The following is an 18,464-nucleotide window of genomic DNA, read 5'->3' as shown; positions in this document are numbered from 1 at the left end:
AAACAATGAAAAAAATATTAACTATATTGATTTTATCAGTATTGTTCTTGATTTTAGATAATACGCTAATGCCATTTATAGCTATAAAGGGTGTATATCCTAGTCTGTTATTTGTGTTTGCAATATGCTATTCCATTATAAATGAAAGTTGGAGTGCTATATTTATAGCAGTATTAACTGGCTTATTGCAGGATATCTATTTAATTAATGGGCTTGGCATTAATATGCTACTAAATATGTTAATCTGCTTAATAGCTGCAAAAGTAGGAAAGACTATATTTAAAGATAAAGTTATTATCCCAGTTATAGCATGTTTTCTATTAAGCATTCTTAAAGGAGTATTAATGTTTATTATTTTATATGTAGTTGGACAACGTATAAACATTAGAGTTATACTTTATTCAGGTATATATAATATGATATGTTCAATTTTTATGTATAAGATGGTATACAAGTTATGTCAAAAGAGTTTTATGGTTAAAAATTGGAGATTCTAGAAATGGTGATCTAATATGATTAATAGAGAGAAAAGGCTTATTAAAAAGAAAAAAGATAAAAAATTTAATAGATATACAGCTTTGTTTATGATTATGATATTTACTTTTTCACTAATTGTATCAAAGCTTGTTTATTTGCAAGTGGTGAAAGCAGAGGAATATAGAGAAGCGACAAATAAAAAATCTATAAGAAATATACCAATTACTCCGCCAAGAGGTAATATTCTAGATTCAAAAGGTAATGTTCTTGCCCAAAGCAGCCAAGGGTATACTCTAGTTTTTACAGAAACTGATGAAAGTAAGGACAACTTTTTCACTACAATGCAAAAAGTATTCAAAATATTGGATGAAAATAAAGAAATTCAGAAGGATGATTTTGAATTAAAAATAAATCCATATAAATTTGAATTTAGAAGTGATAATCCAAGCACCGCAAAGTCTATGGAATTAAGATTCAAAAAAGACAGGGGCATGGATGATAAGGTTAGAAAAGAATTATTTCCAGATAAGAAAAAAGAGGAATTGTCTGAGGAAGATAAGAAAAAAATTGATGAAGAACTTTTGAAGAAAACACCAGAGGAAACATTCAATTATTTACTAGATTTATATTCAATTAATGATGAAGAAAATAAACTAGTCTACAATGAAGTTTTTGCTAAGATGAAAGTTAATCCAAATGAGAATGAAAATTTAGCTTCTTATCTAAAAAAATATAAAATAGATAACAAAGATGAAAAGAAACAACTTGCACAGTTATACAAAAAAATTCCAAAAGAAGAATTTGACAAACTGGTAAAACAGTATAATATAAACACAGCTAAGTATTCATTAGAGCTTAAGAGAAGGTTTATGGTTGTTAAAGATGCTTTAAAACTTCAGAGCTTTTATGGATTCAAGCCTGTAGTAATTGCATCAAATATACAAAAGAATACAGCTTTTATATTTATGCAAAAATATGAAGATTTGCCAGGTATTGAAGTATCCATGGAGCCTATAAGAGAGTATCCAAATAAGGACTTAGGATCAGCGTTTTTAGGTTATTTATCTAAAATAAACCCATTACAAGAGGAAAAGTATGCAGAAAAAGGATACGATGTCAGCGATGACTATATAGGGGCAGCTGGAATAGAAAGTGCATTTGAAAGTACCTTAAGAGGTTCTAAGGGAACCAAAATAGTTCAAATCAATAAACAAGGAAGAATTATGAGGGAGCTTGGTAGGAAAGAACCTTATCCAGGTAAAAATATTCAACTTACAATAGATAAAAACATACAAAATGCTGCTGAGAAGTCAATGGATGAAGTAATGAAAAATCTTCAAGCTCAAGGAAGAGTACAAGACGTTGATACTTCAAATGCTAATAGAGGTGCAGTAGTTGTTATAGATGTAAAAACTGGTAAAATTCTTGCACTAGTAAGCAGACCAGGATATGATCCAAATTTGTTTGCAGTACCAGGGAAACTAACAGGAGAATTGCAGCAGCAATATTTTAGTCCTGACTTAGGCAAGTTTGGAACTGACTATGCACAAAAGTTGTTAAGTACTAATTATTATGCTAAAGAAGCTTATAGTGGTAAATCAGTTCAAGAAGTAGTAGATACGTTATTTCCACTAGATAAAAGTATTAAAAATAATACAACTATAAGACAGGATTATTACGATATATATCCAAAGCCTCTTTATAACTATGCTACAAAGAGTTTAGTTCCTCCAGGTTCTACCTTTAAGCCTTTAACAGGTGTAGCTGGATTGGAGGAAGGTGTAATTTCACCAAGTGAAACTATATATGATGGAGTTATATTCACAAAGCACGGATATAAAGGAAAAGATTTTAGCCTTTATAGTAAGGGAAATATAACTATAACACAAGCATTAGCACAGTCTATAAACTACTTTTTCTTTGAAGTGGGAGATAGATTATTCCAACAGAAAAAATATAATGGTGGATTTGATGCTATAGCTAATTATGCTTGGAAATTTGGATTAGGTGCTCCTCCAGGGGTAAAACCTTCCACTGGTATAGAGATTCCAGAAAAATTTGGTCAAGTGTACAACTTAGAGTCAGGAAGAAAGATATTTTCTGCACAATATTTAAGTTCGCTTTTAAATCTATTATCACTAGGAACAGATACAAGAACTCCTAACTATAGAAATCACTATATAGGAATAAGTATTAGTGATAATGATAAAGATAGTGAAAGTGTAAAGAAATTAAAAGAAACTTTAAGAAGTAGAATATTAGAAGAAATGCAATATAAGAAAAAAGGTACATCAGATATAAAAGGAATGTTGTTCAATCTTGCAGAGTTAGATTCAAATATTAAAAAGAAATACACAGATGGATTTAATCAATATTCCAAAACTTATGCAGGTGAAGCAAGTAAGAAATTAACTTACGAAGGTTATGTAAAAAGTCAAGTAGAAGCAGCTTGGATGGCTATTGTTTATTCAATAGATGATGCTAATTATAACATAAACAACCAAAACAACGTTTATGATGCATCAATAGGTCAAGGAACTAACCAATTTACACCTGTACAGCTAGCAAATTATATTGCTACTCTTGTAAATGGTGGATATAGATATAAAGCTCATTTAGTAGATAAAATTTTAGATCAAGATGGAAAAGTAGTAAAAGAGTTTAAACCAGAAGTAGTAGAAAAGGTAGACTTGAAGCCAAGTACTGTTGAAACAATAAGAGCTGGTATGCAGGATGTTATTAATGATGGTACTGCAAGATATGCATTCCAAGGATTCCCTATACCTAATGGAGGTAAAACTGGTTCTGCTACTTATTCAGCAAACCAAGATAGGTATGGAAGAACTTCATATGGAGTATATGTAGGTTTTGCACCATTTGATAATCCAGAAATAGCAGTATGTGCAATAGTATTTGATGGTGGACACGGTGGTTCAATTGCACCAGTGGCAAGGGCAGTATACGAAGAGTATTTTAAAGATAGATTGAAAAAAGAATATCCGAATTATACACCTATGTATAATTACAACGCTAGTACTAATGCTGCACAATAAAATTAAATTAAAAGTAACATTTTTCGTTAAAAAAACCAGATATTATATCTGGTTTTTTTAAAATTATTTTATATGTAGGGAGGAATTAGCAAAAAAATGTTGAAATATAAAGGTATGGCGTTTATGGAGGGTTAGTATGTTGAATGACGAAATCATAATAAAAGGTAATAGAGATGGTTTAAATGTAGTAATTGATATTAATAAGTTTAAAGATTTCGATGAAATGCTCGAAAAACTTATAAAGAAGCTTAATATTGGTAAAAGATTTTATAAAGGATCAACAATAAAAATAACCACTCAATTAAAAGAGTTTAACGAAAAACAAATAATTAAATTAAAAGATATATTATTTGAAGAATTTCTTATAAAAGATTGTATTTTTGAGGACAAAGAAGAAACTAAAAGTAAGATGTTCCAAGGTATATACGAGGGACGTACTAAATTTTATCGTAAAACTTTAAGAAGTGGACAGATCATCAAGTATCCGGGAAATGTGGTTATCATTGGTGATGTAAATCCAGGAGCAGAAGTATATGCTGGAGGAAATGTTGTAGTTTTAGGGAATATGCAAGGAAATGTTTATGCTGGAAACACTGGGAATACTAAAGCTATAATTTCGGCCTTTAGACTTCAGCCTAAAATACTCCAAATAGCCAATATAATGACTAGAGCACCTGAAGATGATGAAAAACCATATTATCCTGAAGTTGCAAGAATTAAAGATGATATAATAATAGTGGAACCTTATTTACCAAATAAATTTGTATAATGGAGGAAGAAAAAGTATGAGTGAAGCTATAGTAATAACATCAGGTAAAGGCGGAGTAGGAAAAACAACTACAACTGCCAATATTGGGACAGCGCTTGCCTCTCTTGGTAAAAAAGTAGTAGTAGTTGATGGGGATACAGGACTTAGGAATTTAGATGTACTTATGGGTCTTGAAAATAGAATTGTATTTACTCTTCTTGATGTAATTGAAGAAAGATGCAGGGTTAAGCAAGCTCTCATAAAAGATAAAAGATTCCCTAACTTATGTTTATTACCTACAGCACAGACGAGAGACAAGAATGATGTTAGTCCAGAACAAATGCTAAATTTAGTAAAAGAATTAAAAGAAGATTTTGATTACATATTAATAGACAGCCCTGCTGGAATAGAGCAAGGATTTGAAAATTCAGTTATAGCTGCTGATAGGGCACTTGTAGTTGTAAACCCAGAAGTAACTTCTGTTAGAGATGCAGATAGAGTTATAGGTAAATTAGATGCTAAGGGATTAGATAATCACCAACTAATTGTTAACAGATTAAGTTATGAAATGGTAAAAAGAGGAGATATGCTAGACGTAAACGATATTTTAGATAGTTTAGCTATAAAGTTAATTGGAATAGTACCTATAGATGAAGAAATAACTGTAGCTACTAATAAAGGAGAACCTGTAGTATTAAATGAAAAAGCTGTATCTGGACAAGCTTTCAATAATATAGCCAGAAGAATTTTAGGGGAAGAGGTACCTTTTATTACCTTAACAAGCAATGAGACTGGATTTATGGCATCACTAAAAAAAATATTTAGAATCAAATAGGGGGAAAACAAATGGATTTATTTAAGTTTTTTTCGAGTAGGCCCTCTTCTAAAGAGGTGGCTAAGGATAGACTTAAGTTAATACTTATTCACGATAGAGCTAGTGTTTCACCTGAACTCTTAGAGCTTATGAAAAGTGATATTTTAGAAGTAATATCAAAGTATGTAATAATTGATAATGGAGATATAGATGTAAGATTAACTAAGACAGAAGAAATAGAAGGAAGTTCACCAGCACTTATTGCTAGTATACCTATAAAAAAGATGAGAGAAAGATAGTTTAAAAAAATCTTAAAGCTGTGTATAATTAATAAGTTATACATAGCTTTTTGTAATTTATGTGATATAATTTTATTTGTAATGGAGGGATACAAGTGCTAGATAAATTTAGAATAAGTAAAAAACTATTAAGGCAGCTAGACTACAGTATAATTGCTATAGCTGTAATTATAGTGTTATTTAGTTGTGTGAACATATATAGTGCAACTTTTAGAAATGTAGGTGTTTATTTTGCCAAGTTACAATTTATATGGCTTATCATGGGGCTTTTCGTAATATATGTTATATTGTTAATTGATTATGTTATAATAGGAAATTATGCAAGTATTATATATTGGGCAGGAATTATACTACTAGCTCTGAATGATTTTGTATTAGGAAGCATTCACAAAGGAGCAAACTCATGGATTGGTATAGGATCTCGTGCAATTCAGCCTTCTGAATTTGCCAAAATAGGTATGATTATAATGCTTGCTAAACTACTAGATGATATGGAAGGAAAGATAAACGAGCCTAGAAACTTTTTTAAGTTAGCTTTTTATGCAATATTACCAATGGTTCTTATAGTTATACAGCCAGATATGGGAATGACAATGGTAACATTTTTCATAGCGCTAGGAATATTTTTTGTAGCTGGTTTAGATTTAAGGGTTATTTTTGGCGGGTTAGCAGGAATTGCTGGGCTTATAGCTATAGTATGGAACTCTCCACTTATGAAAACATATTGGAAAGGAAGATTACTATCATTTATTAGTCCAGAAGCTCATGGACAGGGACTTGCCTTTCAACTAAATCAATCTCTGATGGGAATAGGCTCTGGAAGAATACTAGGTGAGGGATTTAAAAAAGGACTTCAGATTGCTGGAAATAATGTTCCAGAAGCTCATACTGATTTTATCTTTGCGGTAGTAGGAGAAGAATGGGGAATGATAGGAGCACTTTTTTTATTGTTTTTATATGGGCTTTTAATATATAAATTTATAAAGATATCGAGAAATTCTAAAGATATATTTGGTAGTATAGTAGCAGTGGGGGTTATTTCTACATTTCTATTCTCTATATATCAAAATATTGGAATGACAATAGGACTTATGCCAATTACAGGTATTACATTACCTTTGATGAGTTATGGGGGAAGTTCTATTCTAACAAGCTTCATATCTGTTGGGTTGGTTCTAAATATAGGTATGAGAAGAAAAAAGATTAATTTCTAGGGGGGAAAATAATGAGAATAGCATTAGTAGCGCATGACAACAAAAAAGATGATATGGTTGATTTTGTAACAAGGTATAAAGATGTATTTGAGCAGCACGAATTATATGGAACTGGAACCACTGGAAAACTTATAAGTGAAACAACTGGGCTAAAAGTTCATAGATTTTTATCTGGACCGCTAGGAGGAGACCAACAGATTGGAGGCAGAGTTGCAGAGGGACAAATGGATATGATAATTTTTATGAGAGATCCACTTACTGCACAACCTCATGAGCCAGACGTTTCAGCATTGTTGAGAATCTGCGACGTACATAGTACCCCTTTAGCTACAAATATTGGAACAGCTGAAATATTTGTAAAAGCTCTTAGAGTTAGAAGTTAAATTTTATTTCAGTAAATAAATTATTATAATCGACTAGCATTTGAGCTTCCTCATAGTAGAGGAAGCTTTTAATGAATATAAATGTATTATGAGAAATAGAAAATAAGGGAGTGTTAAATGTGAGTATGATAGGAAAAGAATTTATGAAAAAAACCAAATATAAATATATGGAGGATTCAGACCAAGAAAAGGGGATTGTTCAACCACTATTGGAACTTGGATATGGAGAAAAAGACATACTTATTGATTTGCCTTCCCCTAAGAATATTGTGATAGGAGATATAAATTTAAGAAAAGCTATAGAAGAAAGAGCTAGTATACGTCAATATTCAGAATCACCTCTAAGTTTAGAAGAATTAACTTACTTACTTTGGTGTACACAAGGAGTTAAAAATGTGGTACCAGGTAGAACTAGAAGAAATGTACCATCAGCAGGTGCTCGTCATTCTTTTGAAACATATCTTCTGATAAATAATGTATATGGCTTAGAAAAAGGTTTATATAGATACTTAGCTATTGAAAATAAATTATTATTAGTATCGACAGATAACAATATAACTGAAAAGGTTACTAAAGCTTGTATGGGACAGAAGATGGTGGAAAATGGTGCTGTGACTTTTATTTGGGGAGTAGTTGTTGAGAGAATGTATTGGAGATATGGAGAAAGAGGATATAGATATATGCATTTAGATGCAGGGCATGTATGCCAAAATCTATATTTAGCAGCAGAAAGTATTAAAAGTGGTGTATGTGCAATTGCAGCTTATGATGATGATGAAATAAATGAATTACTTAAATTAGATGGAGAAGACCAGTTTGTAATATATATTGCGGCAGTAGGAAAAAAGAAATATTAAAATTAAAACGCTATTAAACTTCGTATGCTGAGGTTTAATAGCGTTAGTTTTATTCTTTTCCTTCTTTAGGGTAGACAATTTGACTATTATTAATAATATGATTTAACTTATTTTTTATATTTAGGATTTCATCGTTGATATCTTTAAGATCATATTTTGATATGTTATAGTGTAAATATGCATCCTCAAATGACTTAGATATATCTAATAAACTTCTATTAGTTTGGATAAAATCCTGAAATTTTTTACTGTTGTTTGCGTTATTAAATTTATTAATATCTGTTTTTATTGTATCTATTATCTCTTCTTCCGTATCAAAAGTTGCGATTGGTATGTTGTAAGGGGATATTCTTTGGAGACAATATTTATTTTTTCTGTTTATATGATAAAGATATTTAAATTTAATACCACCTATTGTTAATAATACATAGCACATAGAGCCTTTCATTTTATGTATTTCAGCACCTAGCTGTTCTAACTGTAATTTCAGCATAGATTCTTGAATGGATATATATTTATCCATAAAATAGACACCCCCATAAATTAATTAGCAAACTTTACAATAGGATATTATTAATTGCAATATGTTATATTCTATACTATATTATATCATTATATACCATACTATAGAATAGCTACTTTATAATTTATACTAGGAAAAATATTAATAAATATATCATAGATATAAAAACTGATATGAGCATTAGTGGAAATCCAACTTTAAAATAATCTTTAAAAGAAATTTTATGTCCGCTTCTTTCTGCTATACCAACAACTATAAGATTAGCAGAAGCTCCTACAATAGTACCATTTCCTCCTAAACATGAGCCTAAAGACAATGCCCACCAAAGTGGCCCAACACTTATATGTCCTGAGCTAGCCATAGCTTTAATCAAAGGAATCATGGTAGCTACGAAAGGAATATTATCAATAAACGAAGAAGCAATGGCAGAAATCCATAAAATTAATATTCCAGTAAGTATAGTGTTTCCATTAGTTAATGAAAGAGCTTTTTCAGCCAAAAGTTCCATAAGGCCTACATCTTCTAAAACCCCTGTCATAATAAATAATCCAATAAAGAAAAAAAGGGTTCCCCACTCTACTTCTTGCAATATTTCTTCAGGGTCAACTTTACTAATTAGAAGGAGTATTGTAGAACCTATTATGGCTATTGTTGAAGATTCAAACCCTAATGAACCGTGAAGTAAAAAACCACAAATGGTGATAGCCAAAACAAATAGACTTTTTCTCAATAATACTACATCAGTAATGGCTTTATTTTCATCCATTTGCATTACAATTTCTTTTCTTTCTTCGGTAGTTTGTACATCTTTTTTGTATATAAATTTTATTAAAAATATATTTACTATAAAGATTAAGAGTACTATTGGTGCTAAATTTTTTATAAAATCCATAAAGCTTAAGTGTGCAGCGCTACCAATCATTATATTAGGTGGATCTCCAATTAAGGTAGCAGTACCTCCTATGTTAGAAGATAAAATTTCTGACATTAAAAATGGTACTGGATTTGTTTGTAAAGTTTTTGTTACTACTAAAGTAACAGGGACAATTAATAACACGGTAGTTACATTATCTAATAGAGCTGAAAAAGTAAATGTAATTATAGAAAATAATATCAAGATGGTAATTGGATTACCTTTTGATACTTTAGCTGCTTTTATAGCTATGTACTCAAATATTCCTGTACGTTTAGTTACGTTTACTATTAGCATCATACACACAAGTAGAGCAATTGTATTAAAATCTATCTTTAAAAAAGCTTTTTCTTGTGATATAAATTTAAATGCCAGCATAATAGAAGCGCCGCCTAGAGCTGCAACAATTCTATTAAGTTTTTCTGTAACTATAAGAGCATAAACTACTAAAAAAATAATTGCTGGTATAAGCATAGATGAATTGTTAAGCATTTTAATCCCCCTTGTCTTTTGTTATTATGTAAATTAGATTATACCATAGTACGTGAAATTTTCTAGTATAAAAGTAAAAATGCTAGAATTCATTAAATTTGCCATGAAAAGATTATTATTTTAATAGCTAAATAGTGATAATATATTAATATAGCATTGTATATTAGATGTAAATAATTGCTGACTAAAAAATAAGGTTAACATAAAAATATTTAATCTAATATACAAAATAACATAAAATCTTCACATTTATGAATTATTATAGACATAGAGAGTAAAGGAGGAATACAAATGAAGAAATGGCTTAGTAACTATATTAAAAAATTAGCAGAGGAAAATAGTAAAGCATTTGGAAATGAAAAATTAGACTGCTGTGGATTAAATAGATCCAATAATAATAAAAAAGCAAATAACAAAAACACAACAGAAAATAAAAAATAAGGTTCCTTCAATGATTATTTATATTGTGAATTTTAAAATAGAATTTTGCTAAGAATATGATTATAATTTAGTTTTATCATATAAAGGAGGAACTAAAATGCAAAAATATGAATGCATAGCTTGTGGATATATATATGATCCAGAACTAGGCGATCCAGATAATGGAGTAAATCCCGGAACAGCTTTTAAAGACGTTCCAGAGGATTGGTTATGTCCTCTCTGTGGGGTAGGAAAGGATCAATTTGAACCAGTTAGTTAATAGAAAATGTATTTTTATAAGTCTATTGATATGTAACATATATTAATAGGCTTATTTTTAATTTTAGAGGGATTGAACCTAAATATAAAAATTATATTTACAAGTCTAACAAAAATGTAGCAGATGTACAAGCATTGCATAATATATATTAGATATAAAATAATTTCTAATGTACAAGTATATTAGAAAATTTTTATATTCATAAGATTAAAAAGGGGGATATTTCATGGAGATAGATTGCAGAAAGCCAGACTGTGGAAAACCAGATTACGGGAAACCAGATTACGGAAAGCCAGATTGCGGAGAAGTTAAAGCAACTACGCTACCACTATGTCATGGCAATAATATTACTCCAACAGGAATTAAAACACCAGTAATTGCAAAGGTTCCTGTAGTACTCGCAGAAAAAGATATACAGGTAGATATTGAAGCAGAAATTAAATTAACTGAACCAATATTTGAAATAAAGAGAATAAAAAAAGATGTAGTTTTAAATCAATGTAAATTACTTCCTAGAGCAGGTGCAGCTAAAAACGATACTCAGAGAAATGGAAAGCTATTTATATCTGGATTTGTTAGAAAAAATATAGAATATGCTACAGCTAATTGTACTGAAAAGGGAATAGTTAGAGGAGAAATAAATCACATTACAGTGGATGTACCTTTTACTTGCGTAACTGAAGTAGAGTTTGTAACTCCTCCTACGTTTAATTTTAGGAGCATGTCAAGACAAGCTGAATTTTTATGTAATAGACCAAATGATTGCTTTGAATGCGAAGGAGAATTTATGGGGAAATCACCATGTGAATTTGATTTTGAAGAAGTAGTTGTATATAATGAAAAACCTTTCTGTGAACTAGAATCAGCTAGAATATTTGAAGAAGACCTCCTAAGAGATTGTAGAGAAATACACGAAAGAGATCATAGAGAAATGTATGAAAGAGATTGTAGAGAAAAGCACGAAACAAAAGTATGTAATAAGATAATACAAAAAATGGTAGTGTTTGTCAGGGTAAAAGTATTACAATTACAACAAGTGAGCATAGGATGCTAGTAACTAAGTATACAAAACCACTAAAGCCATTTAAATGATCTATAAAATCGACTTAGATTTAAAAATTTCTAAGTCGATTTTAGTTTTAAAATTCATGTTACTATTTATATTCAATATGAATATAATATTAAAAGATAAAATACATATATTTATTTAATGTATTTTATATAGTAATGATATAAGAGGTATAGTAATGTGAGAAGATATTACAATAGCTACATGGATGAAATCTCTCTTTTAAAGATACTTCTTGTCATAATATTGTTTGAAGAGTACTACAGATATTTTAAGAACATATTTTATAAATTATCTAATAAGAATAAAAGAACACAAAAGCAAAAGGGGAGTACGAAGGTTAAAAAGAGGACAGAAAAGCATATGGAAAATAATTTACAAAGTAACAAAGAAAAATTAGTTAATTTAAATAATAAAAAAAATGAAGAAAAAACTGAAGATATAAAAATCACAATAGATAATGAGGTTGCAGCAGCTAATGCAAAATTGAACATGAAAAAAGAAATAACTTCAAAAGTGCCAATCGTAATTTCAGAGAAAAGTTTTTGTATTCCTTTAGAGCAAACTATTAAATTAGATGAATATTCTTCAGAAATTAAAAGAGTTACAAGTGATATATACTTATCAGAAAATAAATTACTACCTCTTCAACTATCAGATGGAAAAATTAATTATAAGAGAGGAAAGTTATTTATAAAAGGTATTGTAAAGAATAACATAGAGTATACTACTATTGAAAATATAAAGGATAATTCTTATACTGGATATATAAAATATATAAATGTATTTATGCCATTTAAATGTACCACTTTTATTGATTACAATTTACCACCAAATTTTAATTACAAAAAAGAGCATTCTCCTAATGATAGTGTAAAATGTTCAATAAAAGAAGCTGAGATTTTTGGTACAAATAAATGCGATAACATTAAATCATTAGAAAAAGGATTTAAATATGGAAAACTTTTTAATACAATTTATCAGAAGGTAGTACTTAAAATTGCAGTTAGCTTAACACAAAATCAAATAGTGAAGTTCGTAATACCTGGTTATTCTTAATTAAATACTTTTAAAATACTAAAATAAATTAATAGTATATACTAAAGAGGAGTGGTATTTAAATGAAGAGTATAAATGATAAAAATATAGATAGTAAAGCTAAAGATATAAATATTAAATCAAGGGAAGAGCTGGCAAAAGAATTAGGAATAGAAGTTCCTAAAGATGGATATTGGGGAGATACGCCATCAAAATTATGTGGTATTGTTGGTGGAGCAGGTAAAAAGACAAAATAGCTAACAAGATATTTTTCTTGTTAGCTTTTAAATTCTAGAATTATTTATCTAACTTCATTTTCTTTAGAAGGACCTTTTTTATCCTTTTGTATATAGAGCCTGCGAGATAATCTTGCATCTTCACTTTTCTGAATCATTGTAACCTCTTGCTCAGTCATATTGTAATTTGGAGAATTTTTTCTTCCCATTTAGTTTAGCACCTCACTATTTAATATAAAATAAGTATTTAAAATTATTTTGTCCATATAGCAATCTTAAAATTCTTCCGCTAAAACTTTATTTTCAAATTTTTAAATAAGATTAATAGAGGAAATTAACTAGTTTAATAATTAAGAGATTTATATAAAACAGCAATATAATTATTACTAAAGATAGAGACATTGGATATTTCTGCGGTAAAAGAGTCTTTGTAGCTTCTATATATAATTATTATTTCTATTATAAGAATAAAAATTAGAATTAGTAATAATTTATAAAACAGAGACATAGGTTTATTCCTGGACATAAATTATTCTCCTATAAATTGATATTTGTATTAGTTTATGCTAAGTGGACAAGTTAATAGACATTTATAAATGATAAACCTTAAAATAAGAAGGATGATATAAAAAGTGACATAATTTACAAAATAAGGTATAATTAAAATAATTAAGTTAGCGAGGTGATGAATTTGATAGATTGTGAAAAGTCATCAATAATTCTAATGGCTCAAGGGACTCATATAGTGTTTTGTTATTATAATATTTCTGAAATGACAATAAAACGTTTTGAGAAGTTATATGGAAAAAACTCATGGAAGGATTCAGTACCAGTGTTAAAGGTTTTTAAAGTCAATGAAAAAAATTCAGAAGAATTAGAGACTATATATATGGATCCTTTAGCAGATAATTGGTACATAAATCTAAAAGAAGACGGTATAAAGGTACTGGTAGAGTTAGGGAGAGTATTACCGAATAATGAATTTATTTCCTTGGCAATTTCAAATCAAGTTATTACTGCAAGAAATAATCCATCGGATAACAGTAAAATAAGATATGTTAATGTTTTTGATAATAAAGTAAAGCAATAAAGGAGGGTAAATTTGAAAAAAGGATATGTTTCATTAGTATTGCATAGTCATATGCCTTTTGTAAGACATCCAGATATTGAAGATTCTCTAGAAGAAAGATGGCTGTTTGAATCCATTAGTGAATGCTATTTACCATTAATACAAGTATATGACTCTTTAATAAAGGATAATATTAAATTTAAGATAACAATGTCTATAACTCCTCCGCTTATGAGTATGTTGGAAGATGACTATTTAAATAAAAGATATATTCAATATTTAAACAGTGGAATTGAATTATCTGAAAAAGAGATTATTAGGACTAAAAATGATAAAGAAGCTAATAAGTTAGCCCATTTTTATAATACAAGATTTAATATGTTGCTAGAGGTTTATAAAGAATATGATTATAGAATAATGAATGCCTTTAAGAAGTTTAACAAACTAGGATATCTTGAAATAATAACATGTTCAGCTACTCATGCACTATTACCTTTGCTAACCATAAATCCTGAAACGGTTAGAGCACAAATAGGAGTAGCTGTAGAATCTTATACTAAATGTATAGGAAATGCACCTAATGGTATATGGCTTCCTGAATGTGCTTATACATATTCATTAGATAATGTTCTAAGTGAATTCGGAATAAAGTATTTCATTTCAGAAGATAAAGCTATAATCAATGCTTCGCCAAAACCTGAGTTTGGAACCTATGCACCCATTGTAACTAATAATGGAATTTGCACTTTTGGCAGGGATATGGAATCATCAAGACAAGTCTGGAGCAGTTTCATGGGATACCCAGGGGATTATGATTATAGAGAATTTTATAGAGACTTAGGATATGATGCACCAATGGAATATATTGCACCATATATAAACAACTCTGGTATTAGAATTGATACTGGAATAAAATATTACAGGATAACTGGCAAAACAAATATAAAAGAGTACTATAATAGAGAAAATGCTATGGATAAGGTTAAACTTCATGCAAGACATTTTGCAAGTGAACGAAATAAACAAATAGAGTTTGCAAGTGTGCAGATGAATAGACAACCTATAATTGTTACTCCTTATGATACGGAATTGTATGGGCATTGGTGGTTTGAAGGTCCAGATTTTATTAATGAATTTATAAGAATTTCTGCAGAACCATGGACAAATTATGATTTAGTTACTCCTTGGGATTATTTAAAAATGAATCCAAATGTTCAGCATTCTACACCATCTCCATCAAGCTGGGGAGAAAATAGTGATTATTCGGTATGGTTAAATCAATCAAATCACTGGATATATAGAGATTTGCATAAATGTGCAGAATCTATGATAAGGCTTGCAGATACTTATAAATCACCTACAGTAATTCAAAAAAGAGCCCTTAATCAGGCAGCAAGAGAATTGATGCTGGCAGAATCATCAGATTGGCCTTTTATAATAAAAAATAAGACAACTATGGAATATGCTATAAAGAGAGTTAATACACACGTAGAAAGATTTAATAAATTATATGAATGCATTATAAAAGATAATATAGAAGCTAAATGGCTAAGCGATATTGAAAGTATAGATAATATATTTCCAAATATAGATTATAGAATATATAAAAGCATAGGTTAATTAATAATATGGTTAAAGAGCAAAGGTTTCTTTCAAGAAATTTTTGCTCTTTTATATTTAAATATAAAAATTTCATTCATTTGAAGCTATATATTGAGTAATTATGCAATGAGCAAAAATGTATAATTATAAATTAATGCTTAAATGGATTCATGGAATTTTATTACATGAATCATAAAATTCAATATTTCTAAAAATTCTAAAAATATTGACAAGACTAGGGTTGGTTGTTAAAATTATAAAAACTTAACTTACTATAAAAGGTAAAAGTTAAGCTGATCATCCAGTAAGGGGCATTTATATTTATACACCTTGCGTAAAGCTAGGTGATTATTTTTTTATCAAATTTATTATTTACAATGCAATTTAATAAAAAGGGGGAAAATTTATGACAAAACTATACTATGATGAAAATGCGGATTTTCAATTACTAAGGGGAAAAAAGATAGCTATAATTGGCTATGGAAGTCAAGGGCATGCACATGCACTAAATTTAAAAGATAGTGGTGCTGATGTATGTGTTGGACTGTACAAGGGGAGTAAATCTTGGGAGATTGCAGAAAAAGCAGGACTCCAAGTACTAGAAGCTGATGAAGCAGTTAAAGAATCAGATTTAATTATGATTTTGATACCTGATGAAAAGCAATCAAAGCTTTACAAAGAAAGTATAGAATCAAATCTTACGGAAGGTAAAGGGTTAATTTTTGCACATGGGTTCAATATACACTTTGGTCAAATAGTGCCACCGAAAAATGTTGATGTATTTATGGTTGCGCCAAAGGGGCCAGGACATACAGTGAGAAGCCAGTATGAAGAAGGAAGAGGAGTTCCATGTCTTATAGCAATTCATCAAGATTATACTGGAAAGGCTAAGGATATAGCTTTAGCATATGCAAAAGGGATTGGCGGTACAAGGGCCGGAGTCTTAGAGACAACTTTTAAAGAGGAAACAGAGACAGACTTATTTGGAGAACAAGCAGTTCTTTGTGGAGGAGTCAGTGAACTTATAAAAGCAGGATTTGAAACTCTAGTTGAAGCAGGTTACCAGCCAGAGAGTGCATATTTTGAATGTTTACATGAATTAAAGTTAATAGTGGATTTAATAAATCAAGGTGGACTTGAATATATGAGATATTCTATAAGTGATACCGCTGAATATGGTGATTACAGCGTAGGAAAAAGGATAATAACTAAGGAGACTAGAGGAGAAATGAAAAAAGTGCTTTCTGAAATTCAGGATGGAACTTTTGCGAGAAATTGGATATTGGAAAATCAGGCTAATCGCCCAAGCTTCAATGCAATTAGAAAGAACGAAAAAGAACACCAAGTAGAAGAAGTTGGAAAAGAGCTTAGAAAAATGATGAGTTGGACAGATAGAGAATAAGTTTTAATTTTAGGATGGTGAGTAGATGTCAAAGGCAATATATATTTTTGATACAACTTTAAGAGATGGAGAACAAACTCCAGGAATAAGCCTTGATGTTAGCGAAAAACTTCAAATAGCAAGACAGCTAGAAATATTAAACGTAGATGCAATAGAAGCAGGATTTCCAATGGCATCAAAGGGTGATTTTGAAGCAGTAAAGGCTATTGCCAAGGAAATAAAAGGAGTAACTGTAGTTGGGCTTTCAAGGGCAACTAAAGATGATATTGAATGTGCTTGGGAGGCTTTAAAGTATGCTAATAAGCCTAGAATTCATACGTTTTTGGCTACTTCATATCTTCACATGGAATATAAGTTAAAAATGAAGCCAGAGGAAGTATTAGAAAGAGCAGCCAAGGCAGTAGCATATGCAAAGTCCTTATGTCCTGAAGTGGAGTTCTCCCCAGAGGATGGTTCAAGAACAAATGTTGAATTTTTATATAAGATTTTAGAAGCTGTTATAGATGCAGGTGCAGATATAGTTAATATTCCAGATACTGTAGGATATTGCACTCCAGAGGAGTTTGGAAAGCTAATTAAAGGAATTAAAGAAAATGTTCCTAATAGTGATAAGGCTATAATAAGTGTTCACTGCCATAATGATCTTGGACTTGCTGTAGCTAATTCATTAGCTGCCATTGAAAATGGAGCAGAGCAAATAGAGTGTACTATAAATGGACTTGGAGAGAGGGCAGGTAATGCTGCACTGGAAGAGATAGTAATGGCACTTAGAACAAGAGCTGATTGTTATAATATGGATACTAAAATAGTTAGTGAACAAATCTATAGAACAAGTACTATGGTAAATAGATTAACAGGAGTTCATGTTCAACCTAATAAGGCTATTGTAGGTACTAATGCTTTTGCTCATGAATCAGGAATTCATCAACATGGGGTACTTGCAAATGCAAAAACTTATGAAATTATGACGCCAGAATCAATAGGACTTAAGAAAAATCAGATGGTACTTGGAAAACACTCTGGGCGGCATGCATTTGAAGAGAGGTTAGGGGAACTTCAGTATAATAATTTAACACCTGAGCAAATCAATGAAGCGTTTATTAAATTCAAAGATTTAGCTGATAAGAAAAAGAATGTTGAGGATAGAGATATTGAAGCTATAATAAGCGAGCAAATAGTAAAAATAGAAAAGACATATGATCTAGAATACTTCCAAATATTTAATGGAAATACTATGATTCCAACTGCAACAGTTAGAATAAGAAGAGATGGTGAAATAATCGAAATAGCTTCCTGTGGAGATGGTCCAGTAGATGCTGCCTTTAAAGCAATAGATAAAGCAATAGGTATGGAGGTAAATTTGGTGGATTATACTATTAAATCTATTACTAGCGGTAAAGAAGCTTTAGGGGAAGTGACAGTTAAGATTAGTAAGGATAATTCTATTTATATTGGAAGAGCTGTAAGTGTAGATATAATGGAAGCGAGTGCAAAAGCATATATTAATGCTTTAAACAAAATTCATCAATTTATAAAATGAAAATTAATTAGAGTTTATATAGTAAGGGGCTGAAA

The 18,464-nt window shown here is 30.0% G+C and carries 20 protein-coding genes; 17 read left to right on the top strand and 3 right to left on the bottom strand.

Translation table 11 applies throughout. The annotated features are described in order from the left end of the window. Positions 1 to 5 precede the first annotated feature (5 nt). The 8 genes from mreD to ACWW38_RS03465 all read left to right on the top strand — a co-directional run bounded on the left by mreD (position 6) and on the right by ACWW38_RS03465 (position 7,845). On the top strand, positions 6 to 497 hold the full coding sequence (gene mreD / locus ACWW38_RS03500; RefSeq protein ID WP_456259427.1) for a rod shape-determining protein MreD: 492 nt from the start codon (positions 6 to 8) through the stop codon (positions 495 to 497). A 15-nt stretch (positions 498 to 512) separates the two neighbouring features. After that, positions 513 to 3,530, top strand: coding sequence for a penicillin-binding transpeptidase domain-containing protein (locus tag ACWW38_RS03495; RefSeq protein WP_456259426.1), 3,018 nt, complete (start codon positions 513 to 515; stop codon positions 3,528 to 3,530). Positions 3,531 to 3,666: 136 nt separating this feature from the next. Further along, entirely contained in the window at positions 3,667 to 4,299 is a 633-nt protein-coding gene (gene minC, locus ACWW38_RS03490; RefSeq protein WP_456259425.1) for a septum site-determining protein MinC, read from the top strand. A 16-nt stretch (positions 4,300 to 4,315) separates the two neighbouring features. After that, a complete protein-coding gene (gene minD / locus ACWW38_RS03485; protein WP_456259424.1) occupies positions 4,316 to 5,113 on the top strand; it encodes a septum site-determining protein MinD in 798 nt (265 codons plus the stop codon). Between the two features lie 11 nt (positions 5,114 to 5,124). Continuing rightward, the gene (minE, locus tag ACWW38_RS03480) at positions 5,125 to 5,391 is read left to right on the top strand and encodes a cell division topological specificity factor MinE (protein ID WP_456259423.1); all 267 of its coding nucleotides are present in this window, start codon (positions 5,125 to 5,127) and stop codon (positions 5,389 to 5,391) included. Positions 5,392 to 5,486: 95 nt separating this feature from the next. Then, positions 5,487 to 6,605 (top strand): rod shape-determining protein RodA, encoded by a 1,119-nt coding sequence (gene rodA / locus ACWW38_RS03475; protein WP_456259422.1) that lies wholly within the window; start codon positions 5,487 to 5,489, stop codon positions 6,603 to 6,605. 11 nt (positions 6,606 to 6,616) lie between these two features. Then, a complete protein-coding gene (mgsA, locus tag ACWW38_RS03470; protein WP_456259421.1) occupies positions 6,617 to 6,988 on the top strand; it encodes a methylglyoxal synthase in 372 nt (123 codons plus the stop codon). A gap of 125 nt (positions 6,989 to 7,113) precedes the next feature. Then, positions 7,114 to 7,845: a SagB/ThcOx family dehydrogenase gene (locus tag ACWW38_RS03465; protein ID WP_456260412.1), complete on the top strand. Its 732-nt coding sequence runs from the start codon at positions 7,114 to 7,116 to the stop codon at positions 7,843 to 7,845. Positions 7,846 to 7,894: 49 nt separating this feature from the next. On the opposite strand, the gene ACWW38_RS03460 is transcribed toward ACWW38_RS03465, so the two are convergent. Continuing rightward, positions 7,895 to 8,368 carry a hypothetical protein gene (locus ACWW38_RS03460; protein WP_456259420.1) on the bottom strand — a complete coding sequence of 158 codons (474 nt, stop codon included), beginning with the start codon at positions 8,366 to 8,368 and terminating at the stop codon, positions 7,895 to 7,897. A gap of 124 nt (positions 8,369 to 8,492) precedes the next feature. After that, the gene (locus ACWW38_RS03455) at positions 8,493 to 9,755 is read right to left on the bottom strand and encodes an SLC13 family permease (RefSeq protein WP_456260411.1); all 1,263 of its coding nucleotides are present in this window, start codon (positions 9,753 to 9,755) and stop codon (positions 8,493 to 8,495) included. Between the two features lie 309 nt (positions 9,756 to 10,064). Here ACWW38_RS03455 and ACWW38_RS03450 point away from each other — a divergent pair, with 309 nt between their 5' ends. From ACWW38_RS03450 to ACWW38_RS03430, 5 genes are all read left to right on the top strand, one after another. After that, positions 10,065 to 10,214, top strand: a complete 150-nt coding sequence (locus tag ACWW38_RS03450; protein ID WP_456259419.1) for an LDCC motif putative metal-binding protein — start codon at positions 10,065 to 10,067, stop codon at positions 10,212 to 10,214. A gap of 97 nt (positions 10,215 to 10,311) precedes the next feature. Next, complete coding sequence (gene rd / locus ACWW38_RS03445) at positions 10,312 to 10,473, top strand: rubredoxin (protein ID WP_456259418.1); 162 nt, start codon at positions 10,312 to 10,314, stop codon at positions 10,471 to 10,473. Between the two features lie 226 nt (positions 10,474 to 10,699). Then, positions 10,700 to 11,527: a CsxC family protein gene (locus ACWW38_RS03440; RefSeq protein WP_456259417.1), complete on the top strand. Its 828-nt coding sequence runs from the start codon at positions 10,700 to 10,702 to the stop codon at positions 11,525 to 11,527. Positions 11,528 to 11,722: 195 nt separating this feature from the next. Beyond that, positions 11,723 to 12,601 (top strand): DUF7852 domain-containing protein, encoded by an 879-nt coding sequence (locus ACWW38_RS03435; RefSeq protein ID WP_456259416.1) that lies wholly within the window; start codon positions 11,723 to 11,725, stop codon positions 12,599 to 12,601. 62 nt (positions 12,602 to 12,663) lie between these two features. After that, positions 12,664 to 12,837 carry a small, acid-soluble spore protein, alpha/beta type gene (locus ACWW38_RS03430; RefSeq protein WP_456259415.1) on the top strand — a complete coding sequence of 58 codons (174 nt, stop codon included), beginning with the start codon at positions 12,664 to 12,666 and terminating at the stop codon, positions 12,835 to 12,837. A 44-nt stretch (positions 12,838 to 12,881) separates the two neighbouring features. Here the strand turns inward: ACWW38_RS03430 and ACWW38_RS03425 are convergent, their stop codons facing one another. After that, entirely contained in the window at positions 12,882 to 13,025 is a 144-nt protein-coding gene (locus tag ACWW38_RS03425) for a hypothetical protein (protein WP_456259414.1), read from the bottom strand. A 482-nt stretch (positions 13,026 to 13,507) separates the two neighbouring features. Here ACWW38_RS03425 and ACWW38_RS03420 point away from each other — a divergent pair, with 482 nt between their 5' ends. The 4 genes from ACWW38_RS03420 (at position 13,508) to ACWW38_RS03405 (ending at position 18,429) form a co-directional block, all read left to right on the top strand. Then, on the top strand, positions 13,508 to 13,906 hold the full coding sequence (locus ACWW38_RS03420) for a DUF4912 domain-containing protein (protein ID WP_456259413.1): 399 nt from the start codon (positions 13,508 to 13,510) through the stop codon (positions 13,904 to 13,906). A gap of 12 nt (positions 13,907 to 13,918) precedes the next feature. Continuing rightward, positions 13,919 to 15,505 carry a glycoside hydrolase family 57 protein gene (locus tag ACWW38_RS03415; RefSeq protein WP_456259412.1) on the top strand — a complete coding sequence of 529 codons (1,587 nt, stop codon included), beginning with the start codon at positions 13,919 to 13,921 and terminating at the stop codon, positions 15,503 to 15,505. Positions 15,506 to 15,893: 388 nt separating this feature from the next. Next, a complete protein-coding gene (gene ilvC, locus ACWW38_RS03410) occupies positions 15,894 to 16,889 on the top strand; it encodes a ketol-acid reductoisomerase (protein ID WP_456259411.1) in 996 nt (331 codons plus the stop codon). 25 nt (positions 16,890 to 16,914) lie between these two features. Beyond that, entirely contained in the window at positions 16,915 to 18,429 is a 1,515-nt protein-coding gene (locus ACWW38_RS03405) for a 2-isopropylmalate synthase (RefSeq protein WP_456259410.1), read from the top strand. Positions 18,430 to 18,464: the final 35 nt, after the last annotated feature.

The sequence above is a fragment of the Clostridium sp. JNZ J1-5 genome, from assembly GCF_053901425.1.
Note: the sequence above shows the minus strand (reverse complement) of the source record. Positions and strands in the feature narration are given on the sequence as shown.